The following is a 13,244-nucleotide window of genomic DNA, read 5'->3' on the forward strand; positions in this document are numbered from 1 at the left end:
GGGGGTTTTTGAGGGTTTCAACCCCTGGCGGCGAGACGAATGCAGTTCGCGTGTCCAGCCATCTTCAGGCGGGTGATCATCTCGTTGGCGCTTTCTTTGCCTTTCAGCGGGCCAATGACCACGCGGTTCCAGCCGTTGTTGGTGGTGATGTGCGAAGCAAACCCTTCGAAAGCCAGCTGAGCGCGGACGGTTTCGGCCTGCTCGGCGCCTTTAAAGGAGCCGCACTGGATCATCCAGCTACGATCGTCTTTCTTCTCGGCGGTGGTTTTCGGCGCTTCTTCCACCCGAGTTACCGGCGCCGCGGCCTGGGTACGCGGCTGCGTGGTATTGGTATGCGCTGGCGTCTGCAGCAGATCCTGGTACGGCTGCTGGTTTGACGCGGTCTGCTTCGGCTGTTGCTGCTGGACCGGCTTCGGCTGCTGAACGCGCGGCGGCTGCTGCACGGTCTGCGGCTGAGTTTGCGCCCACTGTTGCTGTTGCGCCTGCTGCTGTTGCTGCGCTAAACGCTGGCGCTGTAGCGTCTGCTGGCGCTGGGCCGGCGTTTGTTCGTTCCACGGCACTTCGGTCAGCTGAGTCGGCTGTTGACGCATATCGGCCTGCATCTGGGCCAGCAGCTGGCGCTGTTCGTCAGTCAGCTGCTCCGGTTTCATCACTTCGCCGCCGGCGGTCGGTTCGGTCGGCGCGCGAACGCCCGGCTGTCGACTTTCCAGCTCTTTAATATAGCGCCAACGCTCTTCCGGTTTTGGCGGCAAGCCGTTGCCGGCGGCCTGGCGATTTTGCATCGCTTCCGCTTCTTCTTTCTTATGGTGCGTAATGAAATAGAGTCCACCGATAAAGGCCACCAGCACAGCCGCCGCGATCGCCACCATAGCCGGTGAAATTGCCGGAAGGCTGCTTTGCTTATTCCTTGAGCTTCGGGTAGTGCTCTTTTTGCGCCGCGAAGAAGCCGGTTGGCTGCGGCGTACATAATCTCGTTGTGCCACTATCGTTTCGCTGTCTTATATTCGTTCGTCAGCCCGCCATGTTACTTAAGCGGCGGGCCTTTGACCAGAAGAGCAGGCCCGAAAGCCTGATGGTTATCGTCTGATTTTTTGCGTACTGCCGCGAACTATCAGTTCGCAATCGAGCAGGCGCGAGCCGCTGTTCACGTTATGACCCTGCATTTGCTCAAGTAATAGCAGCATTCCTTCACGGCCGATATCAAAACGCGGCTGTGACACGGTGGTCAATGGCGGATCGCAAAATTCAGACAACGCGATGTTATCGAAGCCGACAATCGACAGGTCGTCCGGCACTTTCAGACCGCGGCGTTTCGCCAGCGATAAGGCGCCCAGCGCCATCACATCGCTATGGCAAAAGACCGCCGTGGGCGGTACCGGCTGCGACAGCAGCTGCTCCAGCGCATTGGCGCCAGCTTCGAAGGTAAAGTTGCCGCGAGCGATATAGTGCGGATCAACGGTGATACCGCTGCGGCGCAGCGCCTGCACGTAACCCTGCAGGCGATAATGGCACAGCGGCATATCTTCCGGGCCAGCGATGCAGCCGATACGCTGGTGTCCCAGCTCGTGAAGGTAGTTTACCGCGTTAAAGGCCGCCGTCAGGTTATCGATGTGGACGGTGGGCAGCTCCAGCTCCGGCGCGAACTCGTTCGACATGACCATCGGTGGCAAATTGCGCTGCTCTTCCACGCTGGCGTCAAACGGCAGGCGCGAGCTGAGCAGCACCATGCCGTCAATCTGCTTGGTGATGATAAGGTCGATAAAGGTTTTTTCTTTCTGATTCTGGTGGGCGCAATCGCCGATTAACACCAGATATCCATGCTCGGCGGCAGTGACTTCAATACCGCGGATCACTTCGCTAAAAAAGGGATCGCAGATATCCGGAACGATCACGAGGATCGTCCGCGATTCGTTGCGCTTCATATTGCGTCCGAGCGACTGCGGTAAATAGCCGACTTCCAGCGCCGCCTGCTCGACCCGGTTACGGGTGGCTTGCGACACCTTATCAGGGTTCATCAACGCTCGGGACACGGTTGCCGTGGAAACGTTTGCCTTTAAGGCGACGTCTTTCATGGTGGCGGCAACCACTTGTTTTTTGGGCTTCACCTGGTTTCTCCTCGCTGAATGGCGCTGGCATTTCCCTTGCGCGCTAACTGCTGCATCTTTTTTATCAGATAGTCGCGGCAGTGAGTTACAGAATTTTCATGAAAAACGTGATGCTTGTTGAATTTTTCGATCCGGCTCGCAAGAGAAGGCTTACCCTTCAATAGGATCGACATCCAGCACCCACTTCACTTTTTTCGCCTCCGGCAGCGTATTGATCAGCGCCAGCGTACCGCTGACGATATGCTGCAGGCGCACCCGCGAAGGATGCTGCAGCAATATCTGCCACCGCCAGCGGCCGCCGCGCTTCGGCGCCAGCGCCGGAACCGGACCGAGCACCCATAGCTTGTCGTCGGCCAGCGGACTGGCCTGCAGCAGATTGCGCAGCTGCTGTAAAAACAGCGGCGCCTGCTGGTTGTTATGGTCTTCCGCACGAATCAGCACATGGCTGGTCCACGGCGGTAGCTGCATTGTCTGCCGCTCTGCCAGCGCCTGTTCGGCGAAAGCGTCGTAGCCTTTATACAGCAGGGTCTGCAGCAGAGGGTGTTCCGGATGGTGGGTTTGCAGGATCACTTCGCCCTGTTTTCCTGCCCGCCCCGCTCGCCCGGAGACCTGGGTATAGAGCTGAGCGAAACGCTCGGCGGAGCGGAAATCCGCGGAAAACAGCGCCCCGTCGACGTCCAGCAGGGAGACGAGGGTGACGTCCGGAAAGTGGTGGCCTTTGGCCAGCATCTGGGTGCCAATTAAAATACGCGCCCCACCGCGATGGACGGCGGCGAGATGCTCTTCCAGCGCCCCTTTGCGGCTGGTGGTATCGCGGTCGATACGCGAAATAGGCACGTCAGGAAACAGCGGCGCCAGGGCCTGCTCCAGCTGTTCGGTGCCGATACCCACCGGCACCAGGTGCGTGGAGCCGCAGGAGGGGCACTGGCGCGGGATAGGGCGCTGACTGTCGCAATGGTGGCAGCGCAGATGGTGCTGCGCCTGGTGCAACGTATAGTAGCTGTCGCAGCGCGGACATTCCGCTATCCAGCCGCAGTCGTGGCACAGCAGCGCTGGCGCAAAGCCGCGGCGGTTAAGAAACAGGATCACCTGGTTATCCGCCTGCAGATGCTGACGCATACGGCCAATCAGCGCGGGAGACAGACCCGCCTGCAGCGGTTGCCCTTTGAGATCGAGCACGTGCTGCTGGGCAGGGCGCGCATTGCCCGCGCGTTTGCTTAAGGTTAACTGGCGGTATTTGCCCTGGCGGACGTTATGCAGGGTCTCCAGCGCCGGCGTCGCCGAGCCGAGAATTATCGGGATCTGTTCGCTGTGGGCGCGCCATACCGCCAGGTCGCGGGCATGGTAGCGCCAGCCCTCCTGCTGCTTGTAGGAGCTGTCATGCTCTTCGTCGATGACGATGACGCCGAGGTCTTTAAACGGGGTAAACAGCGAGGAGCGGGTGCCGATCACAATGGCCGCTTCGCCGTTTTTCGCCTTCAGCCAGGCCGAGAGACGTTCGCTGTCATTGAGCCCGGAGTGCAGGACTTCCACCGGCGCGTTAAAGCGCTGGCGAAAACGGGCGATGGTTTGCGGCGTCAGGCCGATCTCTGGCACCATCACCAGCGCCTGGCGCCCCTGCGCCAGCACATTCTCCAGCACGCTCAAATACACTTCCGTTTTCCCGGAGCCGGTAATACCCGCCAGCAGCCAGGCGGAGAAGCGATCGGCGGCGCTGTGGATCGCGCCGACGGCGGTGGCCTGCTCGGTATTAAGACGCAGGCGTTCGCCAGCCACCGAATACGCGCTGCGCCAGTCGGTGAGGGTGGGCGCTTCGCAGGCCAGCTCCGCCAGCCCTTTGCCGCGCAGCGCCTGCAGCGCCGCTTCATTAAATTCCAGTTCGCCGACCTGATGACGCCAGATTTTGCCCTGGCGCAGCGCCGCCAGCGCCTGCTGCTGCTTCGGCGAGCGTTTCAGACCGTTAAGATCGACGGCCTGCCCCTGCTCGGTGGCGAACCAGTACCACAGCGGCGTAGCGCTGGCGGGTTTACCCTGGCGCAGCAGAATGGGCAACGCATGGAACAGCACATCGCCGATCGGGTGATGGTAGTACTCAGCCGCCCACATCAGCAACCGCCAGACGGTACCGGAGAAGACCGGTTCGTCGTCCAGCGCTTCCGCGACCGGTTTTAGCTCGTCCAGCGGCAGCTCGCTGCGCTCGCTGACCGCCGCGACAATGCCGATCCGCTCCTGTTTGCCGAACGGCACCCGCACCCGACAGCCCGCTTTGACCGCCATGCCGTCAGGCAGCAGATAGTCAAAGGTGCGCGGTAGCGGAACGGGTAGGGCAACGTGGGCGACGGGCATGTCATCTTCCTGACTTGAAATCTGGCGGGATAGTATACACATTACGATAAGGCGGCGCGGATCAGTTTGCATATGCTGGTCAAATTCTGTATGATTCGCCGCCTTTGATGCGCTTTATATCGCATTGAAGATTGACCATTACCGTGTGCTTCACGCTGTCAGCAGCGTAGAGGGCGACGGGAAATTACTAATATCGCGTGGTGTCTGGCGTTAGGGCTGGAAGAGCGACGCGGCCTTAACTGAGGTTCTCCCATGAAAAAAGGTATTCACCCAAATTACGACGAAATTACTGCTACCTGTTCTTGCGGTAATGTCATGAAAATCCGCTCCACTGTAGGTCATGACCTGAACCTCGACGTGTGCGGCAAATGCCACCCGTTCTTCACCGGCAAACAGCGTGATGTTGCTACCGGTGGCCGTGTTGACCGCTTCAACAAGCGCTTCAGCATCCCGGGCAGCAAGTAAGTTGCCAGAAGAAGCCGCCTCAGGGCGGCTTTTTTGTGTCTCTCGCCTGCCTGGGCGAGAAAGAAAAAGGGCGGAAGAGTGCTTCCGCCCTTTTTATTGTCTCAGTATTCCCACGTATCCGGGTCGATACCCAGTTCACGCATAATCGCTTTCGCCGCTTCCGGGATCTCATCGCTGCGCTCTTTACGCAGGTCTTCATCGTTAGGCAACGGTTGTCCGGTAAAGGCATGCAGGAACGCTTCGCACAGCAGCTCGCTGTTGGTCGCGTGACGCAGGTTATTCACCTGACGACGCGTACGTTCATCGGTGAGGATTTTTAACACCTTCAGAGGAATGGAAACCGTAATTTTCTTTACTTGCTCACTCTTCTTACCGTGCTCAGCGTATGGGCTGATATATTCGCCGCTCCATTCAGCCATGAGATACCTTAATCCTCTGTTTATTAGTGAAGGGCCAGAATATTCCGCCCGGGCTATAATTGCGCGTAGTTTACCGTAAGCGCAGGCTTTCTGACATGAGATAAGCCGCCGCCGACGTGCGCTAATGCATATAATTTTAACGGCTATTTGCACTTTGCTCAATCTATACGCAAAGAAGTTTAGATGTCCAGATGTATTGACGTCTATTGTGACAATGATTACTCTGGAGCCTGACTTTTCACCGATTCAGCCCAGGAACTTCCCAACATGACGCGTAAACAGGCCACCATCGCAGTGCGTAGCGGTTTAAATGACGACGAGCAGTACGGTTGCGTTGTCCCGCCGATCCACCTCTCCAGTACCTATAACTTCACCGACTTTAATGAACCTCGCGCTCACGACTACTCCCGCCGCGGCAACCCGACGCGTGATGTGGTGCAGCGTGCCTTAGCGGAGCTGGAGGGCGGCGCTGGCGCGGTGCTGACCAATACCGGTATGTCGGCGATCCTGCTGGTGACGACGGTGTTCCTTAAGCCTGGCGATCTGCTGGTGGCGCCGCATGACTGCTACGGCGGCAGCTACCGTCTGTTCGATAGCCTGGCGAAGCGCGGCTGCTATCGCGTTCAGTTCGTCGATCAAAACGATGAGCAGGCGCTGCGGGCGGCGTTGGCGGAAAAACCGAAGCTGGTGCTGGTCGAAAGCCCAAGTAATCCATTGCTGAGGGTAGTGGATATTGCGAAAATCTGTGGTCTGGCGCGCGAAGCCGGGGCGATCAGCGTGGTCGATAACACCTTCCTGAGTCCGGCGCTGCAAAACCCGCTGGCGCTGGGCGCCGATCTGGTGTTGCACTCCTGTACTAAATACCTTAATGGTCACTCTGATGTGGTGGCCGGGGTGGTGATTGCCAACGATCCGGCGACTGTCACCGAACTGGCATGGTGGGCGAATAATATTGGCGTCACCGGCAGCGCCTTCGACAGCTATCTGCTGCTGCGCGGGCTGCGGACGCTTTCTCCACGCATGGAAGTGGCGCAGCGTAATGCCCTGGCGATTGTCGAGTATCTGAAAACCCAGCCACTGGTGAAAAAGCTGTATCATCCGTCGCTGCCGGAAAACCAGGGGCATGAAATTGCGGCGCGTCAGCAAAAAGGTTTTGGCGCAATGTTAAGCTTCGAGCTGGACGGTGACGAGCAGACGCTGCGCCGTTTCCTGAGCGGGCTGTCGCTGTTTACACTGGCGGAATCGCTGGGGGGTGTTGAAAGCCTGATTTCCCATGCGGCAACGATGACGCATGCCGGCATGGCGCCTGAAGCGCGTGCCGCCGCCGGAATTTCAGAAACGCTCCTGCGTATTTCGACCGGTATTGAAGATGGTGAAGATTTAATTGCCGACCTGGAAAATGGCTTCCGGGCAGCAAACGAGGAATAAAGATGAGTGTGATTGCGCAGGCAGGGGCGAAGGGTCGTCAGCTGCACAAATTTGGTGGGAGTAGTTTAGCGGATGCGAAATGTTACCTGCGCGTCGCGGGGATCATGAAGGAGTATTCGCAGGCGGGGGACATGATGGTCGTCTCCGCCGCTGGCAGCACCACCAACCAGCTGATCAGCTGGCTTAAGCTTAGCCAGAGCGATCGCCTTGCTGCGCATCAGGTTCAGCAGTCGCTTCGCCGCTATCACACCGAACTGATTGGCGGTCTGGTGGAGCCTGCGGCGGCGGATACGCTGATTGCCTCCTTTATCCACGACCTTGAGCGTCTGGCTGGTCTGCTGGACGGCGGGGTTTCCGAAGCGGTCTATGCGGAAGTGGTCGGCCATGGGGAAGTGTGGTCCGCGCGCCTGATGGCGGCGGTTCTCAACCAGCTGGGAATGGAAGCCGCCTGGCTGGACGCGCGCGCGTTCCTGCGCGCGGAACGCGCCGCGCAGCCGCAGGTGGATGAAGGATTATCCTATCCACTGCTGCAGCAGCTGATGGCGCAGCATCCTAACAAACGTCTGGTGGTGACCGGCTTTATCTCCCGCAACCAGGCCGGTGAAACCGTCCTGCTGGGCCGTAACGGGTCTGACTACTCCGCCACCCAGATCGGTGCGCTGGCGGGCGCTTCCCGCGTCACTATCTGGAGCGACGTCGCCGGGGTGTACAGCGCGGATCCGCGCAAGGTGAAAGACGCCTGTCTGCTGCCGCTGCTGCGTCTGGACGAAGCCAGCGAGTTGGCGCGCCTGGCCGCGCCGGTGCTCCATGCTCGCACGCTACAGCCGGTTTCCGCCAGCGATATCGATCTGCAGTTACGCTGCAGCTATACGCCGGAACAGGGTTCCACGCGCATTGAGCGCGTGCTGGCCTCCGGTACTGGCGCCCGGATTGTCACCAGCCATGACGACGTCTGCCTGGTGGAGTTCCAGGTGCCGGCCGGTCACGATTTCAAACTGGCGCATAAAGAGCTGGACGCCCTGCTCAAACGCGCCCAGCTACGCCCGTTAGCCGTTGGCGTCCATGCCGACCGCAAGCTGCTGCAGTTTTGCTATACCTCCGAGGTGGCCGACAGCGCGCTGAAGCTGCTCGATGAAGCGGGTCTGCCGGGCGAGCTGCGTCTGCGTCAGAAGCTGGCGCTGGTGGCGATGGTGGGCGCTGGCGTCACCCGTAACCCCCTGCACTGCCACCGTTTCTGGCAGCAGCTGAAAGGGCAGCCAGTGGAGTTCACCTGGCAGTCGGAAGAAGGAATCAGCCTGGTGGCCGTACTGCGCGCCGGGCCGACGGAAAGCCTGATCCAGGGGCTGCACCAGTCCTTGTTTCGTGCCGAAAAGCGTATTGGCCTGATGCTGTTCGGCAAAGGAAACATCGGTTCCCGCTGGCTGGAGCTGTTCGCCCGTGAACAAACCACGCTCTCGGCGCGCACCGGCTTTGAGTTTGTTCTCGCCGGCGTGGTCGACAGTAAACGCAGTCTGCTGAACTATGACGGGCTGGACGCCAGCCGGGCGCTAGCTTTCTTCAACGATGAAGCGGTGGAGCAGGATGAAGAGTCGCTGTTCCTGTGGATGCGCGCGCACCCGTACGATGATTTAGTGGTGCTGGACGTCACCGCCAGCGAACAGCTGGCCGACCAGTATCTTGATTTCGCCAGCCATGGCTTCCACGTGATCAGCGCCAACAAGCTGGCGGGGGCCAGCAGCAGCGATAAGTATCGCCAGATCCACGACGCGTTTGAGAAGACGGGGCGCCACTGGCTGTATAACGCCACCGTGGGCGCCGGCTTGCCGGTGAACCATACGGTGCGCGACCTGATCGACAGCGGCGATACCATCCTCGGCCTGAGCGGTATCTTCTCGGGAACGCTCTCCTGGCTGTTCCTGCAGTTCGATGGCACCGTGCCGTTCACCGACCTGGTGGATCAGGCGTGGCAGCAGGGGCTGACCGAGCCGGATCCGCGCGTCGATCTGTCCGGTAAAGATGTGATGCGCAAGCTGGTGATCCTCGCGCGGGAAGCGGGCTATGACATCGAACCGGATCAGGTGCGCGTGGAATCACTGGTCCCGGCGCACTGTGAAGAGGGTTCGGTTGATCACTTCTTTGAGAATGGCGAAGAGCTGAACGAGCAGATGCTGCAGCGCCTGGAGGCGGCCCGCGAGATGGGGCTGGTGCTCCGCTACGTGGCGCGCTTTGATGCCAACGGCAAAGCTCGCGTCGGCGTGGAAGCGGTACGCGAAGAGCACCCGCTGGCGGCGCTGCTGCCGTGCGATAACGTGTTTGCTATCGAAAGCCGCTGGTATCGTGATAATCCGTTGGTGATCCGCGGGCCCGGCGCCGGGCGTGACGTGACCGCCGGGGCGATCCAGTCGGATATTAACCGTCTGGCGCAGCTGCTGTAATCCCGAGAAAAAGACCAGGCCAGGCCTGGTCTTTTTTGTTAGTGCGCCGCAAAAACCGCTTTAGCGGCAAACAGGCCGTTTAGCGCCGCCGGGAATCCGGCGTAGACCGCCATCTGCATGATCACTTCCGTAATTTCCTCTTGCGTCAGACCAACATTTAATCCCGCGGCAATATGCACTTTCAGCTGCGGCTCGGCGTTACCCAGCGCGGTGAGCGCGGCGATGGTGGCGATTTCCCGGCTGCGCAAATCAAGCCCTGGCCGGGCGTAAATATCGCCGAAGGGGAACTCAATCAGATAGCGGGCGAAGTCGGGGGCGATATCCCGCAGGCTGTCGACGACGGCTTCCCCGCCGTGACCGTCCACGCGCTGAAGCATTTCCTGACCGGTGATATAACGTTCGCTGGACATCGTTTTTTCCTCTCTGTGATGATGCGTTGAGAGGAAGGGTAGGGAAGTTTGCCGGACTTGAGTAATACCCTTTTCGTGATACCTTTTCAGTATGACAACTTCGCGATTGCATTCTCTCGATATCCGCCTGCTGCGCGCCTTTGCGGTGGTGGCGGAGGAAAATAACATCAGCCGGGCGGCGCAGCGGTTATTTATCTCGCAGCCGCCGCTGAGTCGCCATATGCGCCATCTGGAAGCGCAGCTGGGGGTGACGCTGTTTCAGCGCCATAGCAAAGGCCTGATCCTTACCGACGCGGGCAGAGAGGTGCTGGCGATGATTCGGCCCATGCTGGCGCTCCAGGAACGCACGCTGGCGGCATTGAGTGAGCTCTCCGTTCACTCGCCGCCGTCTCTGCGTCTGGGCATGACTACCGCCTTCGAACAAGGCATTTTCGCCGCTGTTGAATCTGCGCTGAGCGAACATACCCGCGCGTTGCATATCACCCGCCACGCTTCACCGGCGCTGGCTCAGCAGGTGCGCAAAGGCAAACTCGATGCGGCGCTGGTTGCGCTGCCGCTCAATACTGAAGGGCTGCACTTGCACCCATTGCCGTATCAGGAGCCGCTCATCGCGGCAGTGCCAGCCTCCTGGCCGGAAGCCGCCACACCAGCGTTAACGCTAAGCGCGCTCAATCACCGGCCGTTGTTCTGGTTTAAACGTGAGCGTAACCCCGATTTCTTTGACTACACGCGACGCATTTTCGACCGGGCTGGCTATACCCCCGCTTATGTGGAAGAGCCTGCCGAACATGATGTGCTGCTGGCGCGAATTGCGCGTGGGGAAGGCATGATCCTCCTGCCGGCGTCCTTTTCCGCAATCCAGCGTCAGGGGGTGGTGTTCTGTCCTGTCGCTGAAGGCGACAGCATGCCGTTAAGCCTTGGGGTGATCTATGCGCCTCACCAGGCAGAATCCGTGCAGCAATGGCTCTCACTGCTGGATGAGCACCTGACGACTGGCTAGCCTCAGGCTGACTCTCGAGCCACCAGCTGTCCGGAAAGGGTAATGCGCTGGGTCGGCAGGGCAGGTTCTTTGATTTTGCGGATAATGAGCGAGGCTACCTGACGTCCTGTCTCTTCGCTGGCGGAAGAGACATAAGTGAAGGATGGCGAGGTCAAATTAACGTGCATCATGTCTTCAAAACCCACCAGCGCCACCTGCTGAGTGAGAAAGACATCTTTTCCCACCGTGCGTCCAACCTGATGAATGCCGCTGAGGCAGCCAATCATTGCATCCGGTGAGTGGCACAGCAGGGCGGTAATGGCATTATTTTTTTCCAGCAACTGGCGGGTAGCGATACTGGCAGCCTGCGTATTGTCGCTGCAGGCAGGAGCAAATTCCTCCCGTACGGTCATGCCGTTTTTCTCCAGCGTACTGTATAAGCCAAGCAGCCGCTGCTGACGAATCAGGTCATTATCCTGTCCGCCAATATAGGCGATGTAGCGATGGCCGCGTTCAATCAAATAGCGGGCGGCGATGCTGGCGGCCTGGCGATTATCGCGGACCACCTGGTCATGATGGCCGGAGAGCGGCGTTTGCGAGACGGCGACCAGCGGCAGAGGACATGCTTGTAACGCCGCAGGCAGCGCATTGCTGGTGGTATCGGCATCAAGATATATCACGCCGGCGACGCCCTGCTGTTTAAACGACAGCAGGCAGCGGGCCAGATAGTCATGATCGTCGCGCGGCTGGCCGAGGATCACCATATAGCCTTGCTTCTCCAGCTCCTGGACGATATTCGCCATCACTTTAATGGAAAAACTGTCGTTGAAGTCGCGCAGGATCAGGCCGATCAAATTGGTGGTATTGGCGCGAAGGTTAGCGGCGGCGACGTTATGTACATAGCCAAGTTCCTGGATGGCCGCGTTGACTTTTTCGATGGTGGCGTCGGAGATCTTCCCTTTCTGGCGTAATACCAGCGACACCGTCGAAACGGAGACGCCGGCCAGTTTCGCCACATCTATAATGCTGACTTTCTTCAAAATCGCTCCATGACAACGCGTGTATTACCGTCAGATCGCAGACATAGGCTTACCCACGGTAAGCCTACTTCCACACCATAACACCTTCTTGTTATTTGCCAATCATCCCCGACATGGTTTGCGCGATAAATTGCGCCCTGGCGCCAAAAATAATCTGGATGCCGTTATCGCCGACGAAGACCACCCCGCGTGCGCCGATGCCGTTGAGGCCATCTTTATCAACCGCATCGCGCTCAGCCACTTCCAGGCGCAAGCGGGTGATACAAGCCCCGACGGAATCGATATTTTGTGAACCACCGAGAAGATTGACGATCTCCGTTGCCAGCTCCGCGTCGGTTTTATCATCGGCGGTGACAGTGATATCGGTACGGCCTGGTGTTTTCACATCAAAGCGACGGATAACGAACCGGAAGGTGAAATAATAAATCAGCCCCATCGGCACGCCAACGATAACCGCGTTGAGGAAGTGGGTTTGATAGCCGTTCAGCGACGGCAGAATACCGAAGGAGATATAGTCAATTAGCCCCGCCGAGAAGGATTTAGCGATATGCGCATGCAGCAGATACATTGTCATGTACGAGAGCCCCGCCATGATGGCGTTGAAGACGTACAGGATCGGCGCCACGAAGATAAAGGTAAATTCTACGGGTTCGGTAATGCCGGTCAGGAAGCAGGTCAGCGCGGCAGAGAAGAGAATACCGGCCGCGATTTTTTTATTCTTAGTATGCGCTTCGTGATACATCGCCAGACAGGCAGCTGGAAGCGCGAACAGCATAAGCGGGAATTCCCCCTGCATAAACTTCCCAGCGTTTTGGTAGCTATCAGAGCTAAAAGATTTCACCCCTTCTTCCAGCATTTTAAACCAGATGGTCTGGTCGCCGTGGATCACCTGGCCTGCCTGAGTGGTGTAATCGCCGAAAGAGTACCAGAAAGAGGGATACCATATGTGGTGCAGTCCCAGTGGGATCAGCGCCCGTTCAACAAGGCCGAAAATAAAGGTCGATGCAGCCTGGTTGTCGCCGTTTACCACCATCGACAGTGAGTCAATACCAGCCTGGATATGTTGCCAGACATAAGGCAACAGCAGGCCGAGGATAAATGAGAGAAATGCCGTGGCGATCGCCACGAAACGCTTACCCGAGAAGAAGCCAAGGAACTCAGGCAACTGCATCGCATGGAAGCGGTTATAGCACCACGCCGCGAGAATACCGCAGATGAGACCGCCAAAAACCCCCATCTGCAGCGTCGGGATGCCGACGACCATGGCATATTTTCCGCCCTGAGAGGCCATCTCCGGCGTAATGCCGAGCACAGTGCTAATGGTGATATTAGTGATGAAGACGGAGACGGCTGCCGACAGCGCAGCGATACCCGATTCTGATGCCAGCCCCACGGCTGAACCAATTGCGAACAGCATTGGCAGGTTATCAAAAATGATACCGCCGGCGTTCATCATCAAGGGCATATGGAATTTATCCCCGAAGGCCAACAGTAAGCCGGCGGCCGGGAGGAGCGAAATCGGCAGCATCAAGGCGCGGCCGATCATCGACAGTTTTGATAATGATTTTATGAACCCTGACCACAGACTCATGGTGATATCCCCGAATAGATTTTATA

The 13,244-nt window shown here is 58.6% G+C and carries 11 protein-coding genes; 4 read left to right on the forward strand and 7 right to left on the reverse strand.

Annotated features, from left to right (window positions below; all coding sequences use genetic code 11):
• Positions 1 to 17: 17 nt before the first annotated feature.
• The 3 genes from ftsN to priA all read right to left on the reverse strand — a co-directional run bounded on the left by ftsN (position 18) and on the right by priA (position 4,451).
• On the reverse strand, positions 18 to 983 hold the full coding sequence (gene ftsN, locus ABLU73_RS24385) for a cell division protein FtsN (protein WP_004203675.1): 966 nt from the start codon (positions 981 to 983) through the stop codon (positions 18 to 20).
• A 93-nt stretch (positions 984 to 1,076) separates the two neighbouring features.
• Positions 1,077 to 2,105, reverse strand: a complete 1,029-nt coding sequence (gene cytR / locus ABLU73_RS24390; RefSeq protein WP_004203676.1) for a DNA-binding transcriptional regulator CytR — start codon at positions 2,103 to 2,105, stop codon at positions 1,077 to 1,079.
• A 150-nt stretch (positions 2,106 to 2,255) separates the two neighbouring features.
• A complete protein-coding gene (priA, locus tag ABLU73_RS24395; RefSeq protein WP_032455464.1) occupies positions 2,256 to 4,451 on the reverse strand; it encodes a primosomal protein N' in 2,196 nt (731 codons plus the stop codon).
• A gap of 252 nt (positions 4,452 to 4,703) precedes the next feature.
• Here priA and rpmE point away from each other — a divergent pair, with 252 nt between their 5' ends.
• Positions 4,704 to 4,916, forward strand: a complete 213-nt coding sequence (rpmE, locus tag ABLU73_RS24400; RefSeq protein ID WP_002882922.1) for a 50S ribosomal protein L31 — start codon at positions 4,704 to 4,706, stop codon at positions 4,914 to 4,916.
• 101 nt (positions 4,917 to 5,017) lie between these two features.
• On the opposite strand, the gene metJ is transcribed toward rpmE, so the two are convergent.
• Positions 5,018 to 5,335 (reverse strand): met regulon transcriptional regulator MetJ, encoded by a 318-nt coding sequence (gene metJ / locus ABLU73_RS24405; RefSeq protein WP_002882924.1) that lies wholly within the window; start codon positions 5,333 to 5,335, stop codon positions 5,018 to 5,020.
• Positions 5,336 to 5,602: 267 nt separating this feature from the next.
• On the opposite strand from metJ, the gene metB reads away from it, so the two are divergent.
• Positions 5,603 to 6,763, forward strand: a complete 1,161-nt coding sequence (metB, locus tag ABLU73_RS24410; protein WP_004203678.1) for a cystathionine gamma-synthase — start codon at positions 5,603 to 5,605, stop codon at positions 6,761 to 6,763.
• Between the two features lie 2 nt (positions 6,764 to 6,765).
• On the forward strand, positions 6,766 to 9,198 hold the full coding sequence (locus ABLU73_RS24415; protein ID WP_264924714.1) for a bifunctional aspartate kinase/homoserine dehydrogenase II: 2,433 nt from the start codon (positions 6,766 to 6,768) through the stop codon (positions 9,196 to 9,198).
• Positions 9,199 to 9,236: 38 nt separating this feature from the next.
• On the opposite strand, the gene ABLU73_RS24420 is transcribed toward ABLU73_RS24415, so the two are convergent.
• Positions 9,237 to 9,608 carry a carboxymuconolactone decarboxylase family protein gene (locus ABLU73_RS24420; RefSeq protein ID WP_004203680.1) on the reverse strand — a complete coding sequence of 124 codons (372 nt, stop codon included), beginning with the start codon at positions 9,606 to 9,608 and terminating at the stop codon, positions 9,237 to 9,239.
• 91 nt (positions 9,609 to 9,699) lie between these two features.
• Between ABLU73_RS24420 and ABLU73_RS24425 the strand changes: the two genes are divergently transcribed.
• Entirely contained in the window at positions 9,700 to 10,608 is a 909-nt protein-coding gene (locus tag ABLU73_RS24425) for a LysR family transcriptional regulator (protein WP_106939585.1), read from the forward strand.
• Between the two features lie 2 nt (positions 10,609 to 10,610).
• Here ABLU73_RS24425 and ABLU73_RS24430 read toward each other — a convergent pair whose 3' ends face one another.
• Positions 10,611 to 11,627 carry a substrate-binding domain-containing protein gene (locus ABLU73_RS24430; protein ID WP_023319431.1) on the reverse strand — a complete coding sequence of 339 codons (1,017 nt, stop codon included), beginning with the start codon at positions 11,625 to 11,627 and terminating at the stop codon, positions 10,611 to 10,613.
• Positions 11,628 to 11,718: 91 nt separating this feature from the next.
• Positions 11,719 to 13,218: a PTS transporter subunit EIIC gene (locus ABLU73_RS24435; RefSeq protein ID WP_023319432.1), complete on the reverse strand. Its 1,500-nt coding sequence runs from the start codon at positions 13,216 to 13,218 to the stop codon at positions 11,719 to 11,721.
• Positions 13,219 to 13,244 lie beyond the last annotated feature (26 nt).

Source organism: Klebsiella sp. GG_Kp175, from assembly GCF_040062325.1.
Taxonomy (GTDB): Bacteria; Pseudomonadota; Gammaproteobacteria; order Enterobacterales; family Enterobacteriaceae; genus Klebsiella; species Klebsiella quasipneumoniae.

Bases quoted from the DNA above. Each gene is read 5' to 3' on its own strand.
- priA (WP_032455464.1), bottom strand. From the start codon at position 4,451: ATGCCCGTCGCCCACGTTGCCCTACCCGTTCCGCTACCGCGCACCTTT.
- rpmE (WP_002882922.1), top strand. From the start codon at position 4,704: ATGAAAAAAGGTATTCACCCAAATTACGACGAAATTACTGCTACCTGT.
- metJ (WP_002882924.1), bottom strand. From the start codon at position 5,335: ATGGCTGAATGGAGCGGCGAATATATCAGCCCATACGCTGAGCACGGT.
- metB (WP_004203678.1), top strand. From the start codon at position 5,603: ATGACGCGTAAACAGGCCACCATCGCAGTGCGTAGCGGTTTAAATGAC.
- ABLU73_RS24415 (WP_264924714.1), top strand. From the start codon at position 6,766: ATGAGTGTGATTGCGCAGGCAGGGGCGAAGGGTCGTCAGCTGCACAAA.
- ABLU73_RS24420 (WP_004203680.1), bottom strand. From the start codon at position 9,608: ATGTCCAGCGAACGTTATATCACCGGTCAGGAAATGCTTCAGCGCGTG.
- ABLU73_RS24425 (WP_106939585.1), top strand. From the start codon at position 9,700: ATGACAACTTCGCGATTGCATTCTCTCGATATCCGCCTGCTGCGCGCC.
- ABLU73_RS24435 (WP_023319432.1), bottom strand. From the start codon at position 13,218: ATGAGTCTGTGGTCAGGGTTCATAAAATCATTATCAAAACTGTCGATG.